Annotated in this window: 15 protein-coding genes; 7 read left to right on the forward strand and 8 right to left on the reverse strand. The window is 64.7% G+C overall.

Features of this window, described 5'->3' with window-relative positions; translation table 11 throughout:
• The first annotated feature begins 116 nt into the window (after window positions 1-116).
• From NG1_RS01270 to NG1_RS01285, 4 genes are all read left to right on the forward strand, one after another.
• Window positions 117-1,520 (forward strand): MFS transporter, encoded by a 1,404-nt coding sequence (locus NG1_RS01270; RefSeq protein WP_245659742.1) that lies wholly within the window; start codon window positions 117-119, stop codon window positions 1,518-1,520.
• A gap of 77 nt (window positions 1,521-1,597) precedes the next feature.
• Window positions 1,598-2,551: a DMT family transporter gene (locus tag NG1_RS01275; protein WP_245659743.1), complete on the forward strand. Its 954-nt coding sequence runs from the start codon at window positions 1,598-1,600 to the stop codon at window positions 2,549-2,551.
• Window positions 2,552-2,605: 54 nt separating this feature from the next.
• Entirely contained in the window at window positions 2,606-3,631 is a 1,026-nt protein-coding gene (locus tag NG1_RS01280; protein WP_062967083.1) for a peroxiredoxin family protein, read from the forward strand.
• Window positions 3,632-3,796: 165 nt separating this feature from the next.
• Entirely contained in the window at window positions 3,797-4,138 is a 342-nt protein-coding gene (locus tag NG1_RS01285) for a BP74-related protein (protein ID WP_062967084.1), read from the forward strand.
• 54 nt (window positions 4,139-4,192) lie between these two features.
• Here NG1_RS01285 and NG1_RS01290 read toward each other — a convergent pair whose 3' ends face one another.
• Window positions 4,193-5,731: a Rieske 2Fe-2S domain-containing protein gene (locus NG1_RS01290; protein ID WP_062967087.1), complete on the reverse strand. Its 1,539-nt coding sequence runs from the start codon at window positions 5,729-5,731 to the stop codon at window positions 4,193-4,195.
• A gap of 42 nt (window positions 5,732-5,773) precedes the next feature.
• Complete coding sequence (locus NG1_RS01295; protein WP_062967088.1) at window positions 5,774-6,697, reverse strand: hypothetical protein; 924 nt, start codon at window positions 6,695-6,697, stop codon at window positions 5,774-5,776.
• A 119-nt stretch (window positions 6,698-6,816) separates the two neighbouring features.
• Between NG1_RS01295 and NG1_RS01300 the strand changes: the two genes are divergently transcribed.
• Together NG1_RS01300 and NG1_RS01305 are read left to right on the forward strand one after the other, a co-directional pair.
• The gene (locus NG1_RS01300; RefSeq protein ID WP_062967090.1) at window positions 6,817-7,566 is read left to right on the forward strand and encodes a lysophospholipid acyltransferase family protein; all 750 of its coding nucleotides are present in this window, start codon (window positions 6,817-6,819) and stop codon (window positions 7,564-7,566) included.
• Window positions 7,567-7,576: 10 nt separating this feature from the next.
• Window positions 7,577-8,320 (forward strand): lysophospholipid acyltransferase family protein, encoded by a 744-nt coding sequence (locus NG1_RS01305; RefSeq protein WP_062967092.1) that lies wholly within the window; start codon window positions 7,577-7,579, stop codon window positions 8,318-8,320.
• Window positions 8,321-8,345: 25 nt separating this feature from the next.
• Here NG1_RS01305 and NG1_RS01310 read toward each other — a convergent pair whose 3' ends face one another.
• From NG1_RS01310 to NG1_RS01340, 6 genes are all read right to left on the reverse strand, one after another.
• The gene (locus NG1_RS01310) at window positions 8,346-8,981 is read right to left on the reverse strand and encodes a dCTP deaminase (RefSeq protein ID WP_157113797.1); all 636 of its coding nucleotides are present in this window, start codon (window positions 8,979-8,981) and stop codon (window positions 8,346-8,348) included.
• Window positions 8,959-9,498: a dCTP deaminase gene (gene dcd, locus NG1_RS01315; RefSeq protein ID WP_062967096.1), complete on the reverse strand. Its 540-nt coding sequence runs from the start codon at window positions 9,496-9,498 to the stop codon at window positions 8,959-8,961. Before dcd ends, NG1_RS01310 begins: the two co-directional genes overlap by 23 nt.
• Window positions 9,498-10,037 (reverse strand): dCTP deaminase, encoded by a 540-nt coding sequence (locus NG1_RS36270; RefSeq protein ID WP_063910225.1) that lies wholly within the window; start codon window positions 10,035-10,037, stop codon window positions 9,498-9,500. Before NG1_RS36270 ends, dcd begins: the two co-directional genes overlap by 1 nt.
• Window positions 10,034-10,639: a P-loop NTPase family protein gene (locus NG1_RS01325; protein WP_062967101.1), complete on the reverse strand. Its 606-nt coding sequence runs from the start codon at window positions 10,637-10,639 to the stop codon at window positions 10,034-10,036. The genes NG1_RS36270 and NG1_RS01325 overlap by 4 nt, the downstream gene beginning before the upstream one ends.
• Window positions 10,636-12,456, reverse strand: a complete 1,821-nt coding sequence (locus NG1_RS36275; protein WP_157113798.1) for a hypothetical protein — start codon at window positions 12,454-12,456, stop codon at window positions 10,636-10,638. The genes NG1_RS01325 and NG1_RS36275 overlap by 4 nt, the downstream gene beginning before the upstream one ends.
• Window positions 12,457-13,390: 934 nt before the next feature.
• Entirely contained in the window at window positions 13,391-14,218 is an 828-nt protein-coding gene (locus NG1_RS01340) for a helix-turn-helix domain-containing protein (protein WP_210750447.1), read from the reverse strand.
• Between the two features lie 85 nt (window positions 14,219-14,303).
• Between NG1_RS01340 and NG1_RS01345 the strand changes: the two genes are divergently transcribed.
• The gene (locus NG1_RS01345; protein ID WP_062967229.1) at window positions 14,304-15,167 is read left to right on the forward strand and encodes an SDR family oxidoreductase; all 864 of its coding nucleotides are present in this window, start codon (window positions 14,304-14,306) and stop codon (window positions 15,165-15,167) included.
• The last annotated feature ends 88 nt before the right edge of the window (window positions 15,168-15,255 follow it).

The following is a 15,255-nucleotide window of genomic DNA, read 5'->3' on the forward strand; positions in this document are numbered from 1 at the left end:
GCATGCTGGTCGACATGCGATTGCTCGTCTACGCCTATTGATTCGCCGAATCGCTGCGCCCCCCGCGGGCGGGTAGCGCACACACCTTCGGCCTGCGCTCGCTGACGGTTCGGGCGGTGCTCTTCAAGGGCATCGGTGAACTGATTCCGCTGTACGCGCTGTACGCCCTGCTGTTCGCCGACCACGGCATGAGCACGGGGCAGATCTCCTTGCTGTTCGCCATCTGGTCGGCGACTTCGTTCCTACTCGAGGTGCCCTCCGGTGCGTGGGCCGACACTGTCTCCCGGCGCGGACTGCTCGTGCTCAGCGGTGCGTTGCTGACGGCAGGCTTCGCGCTGTGGACGGCGGCGCCCTCCTTCGCGGGTTTCGCCGCCGGATTCGTGCTGTGGGGAACCTCGGGGGCGCTGGCCTCCGGCACCTTCGAGGCGCTGCTGTACGACGAGCTGGCCGCCCGGGGCGAGTCGTCGGCTTACCCGCGCGTCCTCGGCTACACCCGCGCAGGCGGGGAAGCTGCCGTCGTCATCGCGATCGTCGCCGCGACACCCCTGTATCTCTACGGCGGCTATGCCCTGGTCGGCTGGTCCAGTGTCGCCGTCGCGGCCGTGCATACGCTGATCGCGCTGTCGCTGCCCACCGCGCCGAAGGCGGTGTCGGCGGTGGACATCGACGACCTGGAAGAGGAAGAGCCGGCATCCGCTGCGCGCACCGCTGTGTCGGCCCCGGACCCGGCAGTCGAGAACGTCGCTTCCCTCCTCGGCTTCGCGGGTGAGTCCGCCCGACTCGGTAGGGCGGCCGACGCGGACGGACGTGGTTCCGTCTCGGTGTCCGGCGGTCGGGACGAGACGGACGAGGCGGAGTTCACCGGGAATCGCGAAGTGGCCCAGCCTCGCCCGTTCGCGCGATACCTCACCATGCTGAAGGCCGGTGTGGGCGAGGCGGTTCGCGTGCGGGTGGTGCGCCATGGCGTGCTGCTGGAAGCGCTGCTGTTCGGGATCACCGCGTTCGACGAGTATTTCGCCCTGCTGGCGGAGGAATCGGGTGTCTCGACCGCTGTGGTGCCGCTGCTGGTCGGTCTCACCGTGCTCGGTTCGCTGACCGGTTCCGTGCTGGCGGGGCGCACCGAAGGAATGTCGGGCCGCACGATGTCGATCGCGGTGGGCGTTGCCGGCGTGCTCTTTCTCGGCGGCGCGCTGATCGCAGGCCTCGCGACCGGTCGTCCGGACGCGATCTACCTGTTGACGGGCCTCGGTTTCGCGTCGATCGGCGTCTCCTACGGCATCGTCTACAACGCGGGCGTCGTCGCGGGCGCCCGCCTCCAGGACGCCATCGAGGGCCCGGCCCGGGCGACGGTCACCTCCGTCTCCGGCCTCTTGGGCGAGGTGATCGCGCTAGCGGTCTTCGGCTTCGCCGCCGTGATCACCCTCTGGTCCTCCATGGCCACCCTCCTGGCCCTCCTCGGAGCCTCCATCCTCGCCCTCGCCACCCTCGCTCCCCGCTGGCTCCCACCCCGCGCCGACTGACGAGCGGCACACCACCGAGAGCTCTTCTCGGAAACGCCGCGACCATGCGCCACTCGCGGTTGGGTAGCGTGCGGAAGGTGAGTGCGGAGGCGAGGGTGGGGCTGGTTTTCGGGTTCGCGATCGGTGCGGGGGTGGCGGTACAGGCGCGGATCAACGGGGCGTTGGGGGCGCGGCTGGAGGACGGGGTCGCCGCGGCGGTGATCAGTTTCGGGGCGGGATTCGTCGTGCTGGCGGTGGCGTTCGCGGTCAGTGGGCGGCTGCGGGAGGGTGGGCGGCGGGTGCGGCGGGCGTTGTCGGAGGGCGTGCTGCGGCCTTGGCAGTTGCTCGGCGGTCTGTGCGGCGCGTTCTTCGTCGCGTGCCAGGGGCTGACCGTCGCGGCGATCGGCGTCACCGCGTTCACCGTGGCGGCCGTCGCGGGCCAGCTGCTCAGCAGTCTGGTGGTCGACCGGCTCGGGCTCGGTCCGAGCGGACGCACGCCGGTCACCACGGTGCGTCTGGTGGGGGCGGCGCTCGGCGTGGTCGCGGTGCTCGTCGCCGGATTCGGGCACACTCGCGTCAGCGGCGGGCTCTCGGTGCCCGACGCGCTGCGCGGCACGCCGACCGCTCTGCTGATCGTGCTGCCCGCGCTGGCGGGCATCGGACTGGCCTGGCAGCAGGCGGTGAACGGCAAGGTGGGCGTCGTCGGAGGGTCGCTCTCGGCGGCCATGGTGAATTTCTGCGCCGGTCTGGCCGCGCTGCTCGTCATCGAGGCCGTGGTCGTCGCGTCCTCCGGCGGACCGGCCGAATTCCCGACCGAGCCTTGGCTGTATCTCGGCGGTTTCATCGGCGTCGCCTTCATCGCCCTCGCGGCGCTGACCGTTCGCTGGATCGGCGTCCTTCTGCTCGGACTCACTTCCGTGGCGGGGCAGTTGCTGGTCTCGGTGATCCTCGATGTGCTCACCCCGACCAGCGCCGGCCTGTCCGCCACCGCGATCGTCGGTTGTGCGCTGACCCTGGTCGCGGTCGCCATCGCCACTCGGTCGCAGTCCTGAGGACACTCGCCGCGCATTCATGCTCGAAGCGCATAACTGTGGAATGGTGCGCTCATGCTGATCGAATACGGGGTGTGGGTTTCGCGGCTCGGGCTGTGTGTCGTGTTCGGGTTGTCGGCGTGGGGCAAGCTGGCGGATCGGAGCGCGACGCGGCAGGCGGTGGGGGATTTCGGGGTGCCGCTGCGCTGGGTGCCCGCGGTGGCCTGGGCGCTGTCGCTCGTCGAGGCGACCATCGCGGTAGGTGTGCTGCTTCCGTGGGTTTGCGGCGTGGCCGCGCTGGCGACGCTGCTGTTGCTCGCCGTGTTCACGGCGGTGATCGTGCGCTTGCTGCGGCGTGGCGAGCATCCGTCGTGTTCCTGTTTCGGTGCTGCGAGCGCCGCGCCGATCGGGCCGATGATTTTGGTGCGCAATGGTCTTTTCGCCGTGCTCGCCGTGCTTGTGGGTATCGGCGCGCTGACATATCCGCGCGTGCCGATGGGTCTGCCCGCCGACAACGCGATCGGTTGCGCGGTGGTCGCCGCGGTGGTGGCGGTGCTGGTGTGGTTGGCGGGCCAGGTGCGTGTCCTGCGCCGGCGGGTGGACGAGCAGGCGCTGTCCACGCTTGGTGCGGAGGGCTTGCCGGTCGGCGCGGTGGCGCCGGAGTTCGAACTGTTGGGCCCCCAGGGAACGAAGACCACGCTCGAGGATCTGCTGAACGGGACGAGGTCGGTCCTGCTGGTTTTCGTGCACCCGGGCTGCGAGTTGTGCGCGGCGCTGGCCCGCGAGTTGCCCCGCTGGCGAGTTCGGGCGGCTGACGCCCTGGCCATCGTGGCGGTCGGCAACGGGGACGCCGCCGAGCAAGCCGCTTGGGGCGTCGAGCACGGACTGGGTGACATTCCCTCGCTCGTGCAGCAGGGCAACGAGGCCGCCTTGCGCTATCGGGTGCGCGGTACCCCGTCCGCTGTGCTGATCGACCCCGAGGGGCGTGTCGCCGCGCCGGTGGCCAGAGGGGGAATCGCCATTCGCGAGTTGATCACCACGGTGCGGAAAGCACCGCGCGAACTCGCGCGCGACAGGGTCCCGGCCGGGGCCGCGCGTTGATTTCGGGACGTACCTCTTCTTCGCTCCTGAGACCGACTCCAGCCGGTTATTCGCTTGTTGGCAAATTTTCAGCAAATTAGCTCGAGGCACCGATAGGATCGAGTCGCACCGGTGCGGAATTCGCCATCCATCGACCACAGGACCCATCGACAAGAGGGGAAAGACATGGCGCTCTTCGCATTCACCGACTACTCCGGCAAAGAGTTCATCATCCAGCTGACCAACGAACAGCGGATCGCTGAGGCCCGCCGCATCCTGTCGGGTGACGAGCAGATGTCTGTGCACGTCATGGGACGGATCCGGAAGATGCCCGCGCCCTACAACCCGGGCTGGGACTTCCATCTGGACCCCGACACGATCACCTTCTTCACCATGGCGATCGAGGTCTGCGACGCCAGCATCATGTACGTCAACGACCATCTGGACGAGGCCTGCGGCGCCTTCCTGCCCGGCTGTATGTGGTGCCCGTGGTCTTCGAAGCTGACCCGCGAGGTTGCCGACCGATAGCAATCAGATGGCAACTGCTTCCGGCCGACGTGGACGCGTCGGCCGGAAGTCGGGTCAGTCCAGCTTGCGCGAGCGCAGTTCGTGACCCTTGGACGTCTTGCACCGTCCCGACTCCAGGTCCCACTGCCAGCCGTGCAGGTTGCAGGTGAGCGTGTTGCCCTCCACCACACCGAACTTCGACAGGTCCGCCTTCAGGTGCGGGCAGCGGCGCTGCACCTCCCAGCCGCTGAGCTCGGTGGAGGCGGAATCGTCGTGCGCCTCGGCGAACCAGCCGTCGGCGTAGGCGATCCGCTCGTCGGTGAGGCATTTGAAGAACGTGTAGAGGAACTCGTTGTACCCGCCGATTCGCCAGGCCTGGAAGCGGGTGGACAGGAAGATGGTGTTCACCCAGTCGGGCTCGCGGTCGCGCAGCACCGTGCGCACCAGTTCCGGCGCGATGCGGAAGCCGTAGCGGTAGCGGCCCTCGCCTTCGATCGGCTCGCGCACCGCGCGCTTGGGGAAGTCCAGCACGATGGTTTCCTCGCCGATCACCAGGCCGACCGGGTAGCCGATGCCGTCGCAGATCACGTCGCTCTGCGCCATGATCGGCTCGAACAGCTTGCGCAGCGGTTCCAGCAGGGAACCGTCGCCGCGTTCCCAGGTCGCCTTCTCGGCCTCCAGCACCGGTGCCAGGCGCTGGGCCATCCGCTCGATGTACTCGGCCTTGTGCTCGTAGATCTCGGCCGGGTCGCTGGGATGGGTCAAGGTGAGTTCGGCGCCGCGCACGTCGGCGACCGAACCGGGGATCATCAGGATGCCGCCGGCGTTGCCGTGGATCTCCATCTGCTCCAGGAACACCTTCTGATCGGGGAAGATGTTGCCCTCGTCACCGCGGTCGTCGTTGAGGTAGCGCAGCTCGTCGTCGAGGAACACCGGCGGACCCGCCGACGGCACCACCCAGGTCGCGCCGACCTGCTCGATGTAGCTGCGTGCGCGGTCCATGCCGCGCTGGCGCTTCTGTTTGCCGAAGTTCGACTTGGTGCGGGCCGGGATGTCGTAGACCATCGGGTACCAGATCGCGCCCGAGTACTGCAGCAGATGGATGTCGACGTGGCCGAACGCGTCGTGCAGCACGTCCATGTCGACCGGCCGGGCGTCGTTCATGTTGAAGCAGGTGGTCTCGCCGTCGGAGACGACCAGCCCGGAGTCGCCGATCGGGCCGTCGGCGGGCGCGCGCAGCGCGATGATCATGATCTCCAGGTCGCCGCCGGGACCGGTCACCGTGTGCTTGACCGAGTCCTCGGTCTCGAAGAACTTGTGGAAGCCCAGTTGTTCGAGCTCGCGGCGCAGGTCCGGCACGGGATAGTCCGGCAGCAGGACGGTCGCGTCCTTGTCGACGTGCTCGGTCAGCGTCCGAGCGTCGAAGTGGTCGCGGTGCAGGTGCGAGACGTACAGGAAGTCGCACGCGCCCAGTTCGTCCCAGTCCAGCCCGGTGTTGTCGGGGAACGGGAACCAGGAACCGAAGTACGCGGGGTTCACCCAGGGATCGCAAAGGATCGACCCGGCCGCGGTGCGGATGTGGAATCCGGCGTGTCCGACGCTGGTGATCTGCACTAGCTGCTCCTCCTGCTGTTTACCAGCCAACCAGGGTAGTAGTTACGGCGAGATGTCGCCGATGCAGTAGCCGTCCGGCCCGGAGCGCAAGGTGAAGGTGCGGGTCTGCGTCACACCGGAGGAGTTGGTCACCGGCACGAGCACCGCGATGTAGTCGGTGTTCACCTGCTCCGACCGGATCTGCTGGTCGGCGAACTCGGTGGCCCCGGTGAGCACGCCCTGGTTGTTCGCCAGCGGCGCGGGGCTCGGACGCCCGGTGCCTTTGGGGTCCCAGGTCGCCGGGGACGCCTTACAGATCAGAGGGTAGTCGCCCTCCTTGTCGGCCGGGTCGAGCGGTGTGCCGACGAACCGGGACAGGTAGCGGCGCACGGTGTGGCGGGCATCGGCGTCGTTGTAGGCGATCTCCGCGCCTTCCGTGGCAACGCGTGGGCAGGCGTAGCCGCTGTCGAGCTCGGCACGTGGCACGGCGACCGTGGCGGCCGGGCCCTTCCAGACGACGGCGTCCTCGGTCGTCGTGCCCGGCTGGGCCAAGGCGGTGAGGACGGCCTGCTGGTCGGCGTACATGTCGGCCACGTTCTTCGGCGCGATGGTCCAGCACTTGTCCTGCATCTCGGCGATGGTGTGCGAGCGCAGGTCGGCGGCCCAGCGCTGCATCGCGGTCGCGGCGGCGGGCAGCCCGGCGACCGCGCCGACCGGCGGAGCGTCGGCGGGAACCGGAGGCAGTGCGGAGGCGCTGGGCGGTGGCGTGGTCGGGACGGCGGCCGGTGGCGTTGTGCGCACCGCCGCCTGCGGCGCGCTCTCCTCCGGAATGCCGACGACAGAGTCGCAACCGGACAACGCGATCGCTGCGATCAGGGCCGAGCCGCCGACCAGCGCAGCGCGGGGCGCTCGCCCACCCGAGGCCCGATTCCGCTCGCGTGCTGCACTGCGGTCGTACTCGCGCGGTGCCGATCGGGCGCGTTCCACTTCGGCGATCCTCTTCTCTCAGGCGTGTGGTCGGGGCTGCTCGTTCGTCCTCGCTCCGGCACGGCGCGTGATGGCGCGCACTGCCGGTGGGGACGAGCAGCGACTACGCTAGCGGACTTGTGGAACCCGTCTACCGGACGATCATCGGGCTGGCCCGTACCGTCTTCTTCGTCGAAGGTCTGAAGTTCACCGTCAAGGGCGCTGAACACATCCCCGCCCGCGGTGGCGCCGTGCTGGCGGTGAACCACACCGGCTACATGGACTTCACCTACGCGGGCCTGCCGGTGCGCACCCCGAAGCGCTACGTCCGGTTCATGGCCAAGAAGGAGGTCTTCGACAACAAGATCTCCGGCCCGATCATGCGCGCGCTCAAGCACATCCCGGTGGACCGCTCGGCGGGCGCGGACTCCTACAAGGCCGCCGTGGAATACCTGCGCCGGGGCGAGCTGGTCGGCGTGTACCCGGAGGCGACGATCAGCCGCAGTTTCGAGATCAAGGAATTCAAGTCCGGCGCGGCGCGCATGGCCGTCGAAGCGGAGGTGCCGATCATCCCGATCGTCATCTGGGGCGCGCAGCGGGTCTGGACGAAGGGTTTCCCGAAGCGGCTCGGCCGCACCAACACCCCCATCTCGATCGCCGTCGGTGAACCGATCCAGCCGTTCGAGCCCGTCGCCGAACTCACCGCCGAGCTGCGCTCGACCATGCAGGACATGCTGCTGGACCTGCAGAAGGACTACGTGCACGAGCCCGGCGCGTACTGGGTTCCCGCCCGGCTGGGCGGCAGCGCTCCTACCCTGGAAGAGGCGGACGCGATGGATGCCGCCGAAGCCGAGGCCAAGGCCGCGCGCAAGGACGCGGCGGGGCAGTAACGGAGCTGTGATGGCGCGGGAACCGGTTTACGACATCCTCACCGGCATGGCCCGCGCCATCTTCTTCGCGCAGGGTCTGCGCATCGATGTCGAGGGGCAAGAGCACATTCCGCGCTCCGGCGGCGCGGTGCTGGCCGTGAACCACACCGCCTACCTCGATTTCATGGAGGTCGGGCTGGTCGGGCGGAAGTCCGGCCGCAACGTCCGGTTCATGATGAAGGCCGAGCTCGAGCACGGCATCGTCGGCTTCCTCATGAAGCACTGCAAGGCGATCGGCGTCGATCGCACGGCGGGCGCCCAGTCGTACGCCCGCGCGGTGACCGCACTGCGCGAGGGCGAACTGGTGGTGGTCTACCCCGAGGCGACGATCAGCCGCAGCTTCGAACTGAAGGAATTCAAGTCCGGCGCGGCGCGCATGGCTCTGGAAGCCGATGTTCCGATCGTGCCCCTGATCATCTGGGGCGCCCACCGGATCTGGACCAAGGACATCCCGAGACAGCTGGGCCGCCACAACTTCCCGATCAACATCCGCATCGGAGCACCCATCCCGCCCGATGCCCCGCGCGAACAACTCACCGCCACCCTCCGCACGCGGATGAACGAACTACTGGACCGCGCGCAACGTGACTACCCGATGGAGGAAGGGGCGCGCTGGGTTCCGGTAAGGCTCGGCGGAACCGCGCCGACCCTCGCGGAGGCGGCGGTGCTGGAGCGAGAGGAAATGGAGCGGCGGCACCGGGCGAAATCGCGCTGATCCCCGGCATGCGTCCGGATGCCCGTCATCGGACGGGCGCGGCGAGTGGCCCGGACTTCACTGCGTCCCGGCCGCCGAAGTATGGTGCGGGGAATTTGAGGTTAGGACCCATGACATCCAGTTGGCCAGCGTATTGCGTCTGCTCATCGGCTGGATCAACCGGTTCTGAAGCCTTGATGAAGGTCAGCATACCCACGCCGTACCGGTACGGTATTTTGACCGTGAATTCGGAAATATTCTTGAGCTCCAGGACAACGGCGCGGTGTTCGTTGTTGTTGTTGTCGATCGTTTCCGCCGTGCAATGCACCATCAATCCGAGACGAGCGAGTGTGCTGCGGCCATCCAAACGGCAGGCAAGTCCCGGGTCGACCATGAACGACTCGATCGTCGCGCCCAAGGCGAACTCACCGGGCGCCAGTACCAGCCCGTCGTCGACAATGGACTCACGCCGATACAAGCTGTCGATCTCCGACTCCACCGACAAATCGACATCCGTAGCGTTCGGCCGAAGAATTTCCGCACCGAGATGAACCCGGATGCCGAACGGCCGAACTTGAGAAGAATCGAATGAGGGCAACATCGAGATGAGTCCGTTATCTACGTACTTTATGATGGTCGGCCTGGAAAGAATCAATTTTTTACTCCCTTTCTTTCTGTTCATCGCTGAAGTCCAGATGTACGAGCGATTCAACGGGGCCCATGGAGCCCTGGTATTTCCCGGCGTATAAAGTGATTTCACCGGTCACCCTCCAGAAAGTGACTTGACCGATGAGCATACCAGGATAGACACGCACCGGCTGTACCGGGTTCAGTTGCAGGGTCCATTGGTTGTGGCTGCCGATGTCGATTATGTCGGCTGTGACGTGAACGAATAGTCCGAGTCTCGCCGTAGACGACTTCGCCCTTATTATCGGCACATAGTGGTCGCTGCCCATGATTTCGAGGGTATGTCCGAGATAGATACGTCCCGGATTCAAGACGAGTCCCGAGTCCGGTATGGAGATCATCGATGTGGGGTTCCGGCGCCGAGAGTCCAGGACGTAGTCGGTATAGGTCTTTATAATCGAACCCAGCCGGAAATCATAGCTATTAGGATTGATCTGGCCTGCACTGAACGGCTTGATTTCGATCCGCCCCAGGTCGCGCTGCCGGGCTATTTCGCTTCCGGTAAGAATCACTAATTCTCCCCCTCCATGAGATCACCGGTCAGCTGTGCACCGATGTACTCCTTGGGACGTGACCAGCGGCCGTATCTTCCGTCATAAGTGGTCGGGGCCCCGTCGGCTACCCAGAAACTCACCTGTCCGATAGTCCTCCCTTGGTACACGCGCACCGGCTGCACAACGGTGAGCTCCAACGTCCAAGAATGCACAGCGCCTTGATGGCCGAGATCCGCGGATACCTGCAAGAACATTCCAAGACGCCCCACGGAAGACCGGCCGACCAGGATCGTCACGAATTCCTGGCTTCCGATACTTTCCCAGGTATGCCCGAGGTACAGTTGCCCGGGTTCCAGCACGGCTCCTGAGTCGGGTATCTCGAATTCCGGCCATTCGAGATGGTCTCGCGGATCCAAGACACCGGGCGGAGCAGGTTTCAAGAAGCGGCCGAGTCGATAATTATAACTGTTCGGGTTGAGCAGGCGTCGATCGAATGGATCGATAGTGATCCGATCTTCCTCCACCGCTTCGCGAATTGCGTTTCCGGACAGGATCATGACAGCAGCTCCGTCATCACTTGCTCGACGTCGAGCTCGAGGCTGTCCATCGAACCAGAATTCTCTATGGTGAACTCCGGCATGATCGAATCAAGGTTGGACTCGTGTCGAGCAGGGACCGACTTGATATGGTAATCGCCGCGGAGCCGCTGTCGGCGCTCGCACACTCCGGTGTCGGCACTGATTCGGATCGGTATGAAACCGAGCTCGTGCAGATACTCCCAATCCGGGAAGCGCATGTCGTCACAGAGAATTATCGTCCGCTCCGGTCCTCCGGACTGTATGCTGGAACTCAGATTTTCGAGTCGAAACCGGAAGGCGTCGATCAAAGCGGTCGGATTGATCTTACGGAGGTGGCGGCCCAGAAATGAAAGTAATTCGCCGTCTTGGATGTACTTGTCATCGAGAGGCCGTCCGGCAAGCCGGTAGATCTCGTACTGTGCTTCGTACAGTGGTTCGCCGAGTTTGACCAGGGCGAATCTGACTCCGAGTCGTCCGCATATCGTTTCGATCATCCCGGCAGTCGTACTTTTACCGGACCCAGCGGCGCCGAACAGCGCGATCCGGATCTGCCCGCCACGCGGGTATTCGAGTCGCTTCATCCCTGTGCACTGCCCGTACTGTCCTCGAATGCGCGGTCGATAGCGCGAAGCATTTCATCTACCGAGTCCACGATCTCCTCCCGGGATGCGGATCGGAGAGGTCTTCCCATGAAAGGTGCCTCGTCGAAACCGAAGGCTGCTCGCCACGGAAGGCCGTTCTCGACTTCTTTCCAGCTGTCTGCGGAAAGTATCACCAATGGGAAGGACCCTGAGGCAATCCTGTTACTGATCGAGAAGATTTCTGTCGCTATGTACCCATCGGGTGCTTGAGTATATCGGGCTATGTAATTCGTCGAAGCAAGTATCATGGCTGCATCTGCCATGTGCACCCCCTGTGCGCTATTGTGATATGCCGTTTCACCAACACCCTGGAATTTCCCCGCGTAGAAGAAGTATCGACGGTTCCGTCGCAGCAGTTCTGATGCAATACGTCGCACAACTGCCAAATCTGCGCCCGCGAAGGAAATGAAGATCGCTGGTCCGCTGAAACCCGGCAGATCACGTGTATCCGTGAGGAAGTCGACGGTCGTCAAAGGATCGTTTGACATCAAGACTTGATATAAACGCTGATCGGTCAGCGCCTTCGAATATTCCGCCCATGCTTTTCCGTGCTTGACGTCGGGCTCGAAAACGAGGATGCAGTCCTTCATGGGAAGGGTGGATGTAGGAGTCTGGAACATCGCGGTGAAAGGGCCGGCGCACTGCTCCAATGGCACCGGGCCGGCAGCGAATCTGAGACTATCGTTCTTGATCCGAACGGCACCGGAATGGTAGATCGGCCGTTGTTGGTCACTGAATGTATCGAAGAACAGCTCGCTAGGGAGCGGGACGTCCGCAGCTTCTGTTGGACTACTATGATCCGGTGGAAATATCCAAAAATGGTTGTACTCGTGAAACTTTCCGGAAAATATTTCCAGCGCGCTACGAGATCGCTCATTCAGTCGCCGTGCTCCTGCGGTTCGCGACAACTGATACAATTTCGAGGTCAGCGATACCTCATCCAATTCCAAGAAGTCGTCCAGTGCGAGTTCATTTCCATTGGATCCGAAGATTTTTTGTGCGGATTCCTTGTCGTCGCGGATCCCTTGTAGCGCTGTGAGCAGCACATTGAGGCGAAATCTGTTTGCGGGAGAGAGATAGACGGTAGAATACAGTCGGGCGCGAGTGACCAAGAAGTTGGAGATCGGGCTGGCGTCCGTCATCACCGGGCCCGTTGCATCGTAATAATGAAGTGTATCGATCACGGAATCTATGGTTCCGGTGGTGCCGATTGTGTGATGGGCGTCCCGAAATACATAGTCGAGACGATCGGCATCCAGAGTTCCGTCGACCATTTGCCGCAGGGGCGCAAGCTTTCCGTTGGAGATATCCGGAAGTCCGGTGATGAGAAAAGTGAGAAAATCGAGGTCGATGCTGTTCAAGGGCTGCAGAAGAGTGTCGCTGTAGATGCACGCCAGTGTGAACACATCCTTGGGCTTGATCGCTTCGACAGGTATCCCTGTCTTTTGCGATACTTCCTGGCGCAAGGCGAACTTGGGTGCACAGATATGGCGTGTTACCTGAGCAAAGGGCAGCTCGCCCAGATCTTGCAGCAGGCCGGCGAGCAGCATGTGTTGAAGTAGCTGCGCACGATCCGCTTCGTCATCGCCATGGAAAGACGAGGGGTAACTTTCCCGCAGCACGGGCAGTTCGCCTTCGCCCAGCTGACCCAGGTCATAGAGTCTCGTCACAAGCTTACGCATCACATGCATTGTTCCGAGCGCGTGTGCAAAGCGCGAGTGGTCCGCAGCCGGGTAGGCCTGCGAAGCGAAGTCCAACTGTTTGATTCTTCGGAGTCGCTGAATCGGCGTCGAAATAAGTGCTCGTGGAATTACTGGCGAATGTGGGTCGCTGGTGACCGCATCGCGGGCGTCGATAGTCCCGTGGACGGCGTCGAATACAATATGGAGAGCAGAACTGGGACCAGTGTGGGGTGCCGGGAGAGATTTCATCGTGGCCCTTTGCCTTGGTCGCTGGCCCGCGTGACCGACTATGAGCGTCGGCCACCCGCGTGAAAACATGGTACCGAGTCGGTCGACTCTAGCGTGCCTCGGACACGCACGTTACACGTGCCCGAGAGGGCTTCAACAGCGGCCCGCAAAAAGACCGAAAGGTATTTAATCGCCCACTCGGGATGCCGGTGCAGAATGCGTATTGTTAGCCAAGATCGTTCCGCGTCGGCTGATATATAGAACCTTGGCAATGCATCTCAGTTGATAGTGGGTGCTCCTGATACTGAAGCTATGACCCGAGCACACCGCTCAGCCGCTAGCCGAGGGGCTGCTCGCCTGCCGATAGCTCACTGTCATGTCCGCTATTCGAACGATGCCGAGACTCGGCAGGGGCCCGGTCTACCCGTACGGCTCGTGCGTCCCCGGTGTGATGCATTCTGCGGAGGTGGACGATTTCATGGACCGGCTCGTGGCACAGCTGCTCCGCAAGGACCAGTTGCCTGAATCGGTGCTGCGCTGCATGAGAATCGCCTCCGTGCGGTCCAACCAATACACCCAGTCGGGCTCGGGAATCTCGGGGGAACGGCACTCGTAGGCCTCGTCCACCGCATCGAGGGCGCTCCGCGCTTCGTCGCAGTCGCGCGAGCATGCCCATCCAAGCCGCGTGCACAAGGATGCACTACCAGTGCATACCCGTACTGGCCCGTGATCAGCGCAGTGTCTCGGAAACGAGCCCTGGTAGGACGGTCGTTCGACTCGATCAGCGGAGACGGGTGAGCGCGCGGCACGGGGAAGGGGCGGGCACCTCACCTCGGAGGAAGGAGGTGGGCGGGACGCCCATCAGGCTGCGGAAATCGGCCGTCATGTGGGACTGGTCGTAGTAGCCGATGCCGGTGGCGATGTCGGCCAATGGTGTGTCCTCGGCCTGGGACAAGACCCGGCGGACGCGGTCGATGCGTGCGAAGTGTTTGGGGGAGACGCCGATTCCGCTGGTGAACAGGTTGCGAAGTTGTCGTTCGCTCACCGCGAGGTGCGCGGCCAGCGCGGTGACGGAGAGGGGACGGTCGGCGGCGATGGCAGCCACGGCGGTGGCGAGCAGTCTGCGGCGGGCGCGCTGGGCCGGGTCGTCGGGGATGCGGCGGGGCAGCTCGTTCTCCAGGTATGGCACGACCTCGTCGTGTGCGAGTTCGATCAGCTCGGAAGCCAGTCGTGCGACCGGACCGGGTAAATCGTCCAGTCGCAGCACGCGATCGGTGAGGTCGGCCGCCGAGACGCCGAGCAGCGCGGGGACCGCACCCGGCGCCAGCCGCAGGCGGACACAGCCCGCGGGCTTGCTCGCGCGCGAGTAGCTCGCCTTGGTCTGCGGTCCGACGACGAGTGCGACGCGGTCGTCACCGGCGTCTCCGTGCTCGGCCCGCAGCACGATCGTGGTGGCTGCTTGTGGAATGTGCGCGAACGGCTCGGACAGGTCGAGCACGGTCGGGATGCGGCCGAGTTCGGCCAGCCACGGGCGCAGCGACTCCGGCGTCGGCTCGGACGTCTCGACCAGTTCGGCGGTCACGACCGGCGGGCGCAGCAGGGTGGTCACGGCATCCACTGTATGCAGTCGCGCCTCCCGCAGGTGTGCCGGAATTTCCTAGAGAGCTGCGCGAATGCCCGGCACGGTGGTTCTCATGATCGTGATCACCGGTGCGACCGGCACCATCGGCAGTGAAATCGTCCGGCAGCTCAGCACGCGTGGAACCGCGATCCGTGCTGTCACTCGTGACCCGGACCGGGCCGAGGTGCCCGCAGGCGTCGATGTGGTGCGCGGCGACTACACCGACCCCGCGTCCATGGCGAAGGCGATGGTCGGTGCGGAGGCCGCGTTCATTGTCGGCGTGCTGGGTCCGGAGTATGTGGAGGCCGACCGTGCGCTGATCGCGACAGCGCGGGACGCGGGAGTCGGCAGGATCGTCAAACTCTCCGCGATCGGTACCGGCGATACCGGCCTCGGCCTGGTCGGAACCTGGCATCTGCCGGGTGAGCAGGCCGCGCGCGAGAGCGGCGTCGACTGGACCATCCTGCGCCCCAGCTCGTTTGCCTCCAATACCCTGAGCTGGGCCGCCGCGATCCGTGCCGGGCAGCCGGTGCCGAACATGACCGGTGCCGCGGCACAAGGCGTCATCGATCCACGCGACGTCGCCGGGGTGGCGGTCGAGGCGCTGACCTCCGCCGATCACGCGGGACGGATCTACACCCTCACCGGGCCGGAATTGCTGACCACGCACGACCTGGCCGCCATTCTGGCTACTGTCACCGGCCGTCCCGTCGATGTGACCGATATTCCCGAAACCGAAGCGAGGGCACATATGCTCGCGTCCGGAATGTCCGCCGAATTCGCCGACGGTGCGCTGGCCGGGCAGGCATATGTGCGCGCGGGGCACAATGCGATCGTCACCGACGATGTGGCCCGAATTCTCGGGCGTGCCCGAAGTTTTGCCGAATGGGCCACCGATTACGCCGGTAAGTTCGTGGCCGACGAGCGCACGCCGTAAGGTGCCTGTGATCAGCGCCACATCGAATTGCCGAATGGTGCCTACTCGGCAAGGGTGACAGGACCGGCCGGTCGGCCGGTGTGCTTAC

Origin of the sequence: Nocardia gamkensis NBRC 108242, assembly GCF_001612985.1 — a bacterium.
GTDB classification, from domain to species: domain Bacteria; phylum Actinomycetota; class Actinomycetes; order Mycobacteriales; family Mycobacteriaceae; genus Nocardia; species Nocardia gamkensis.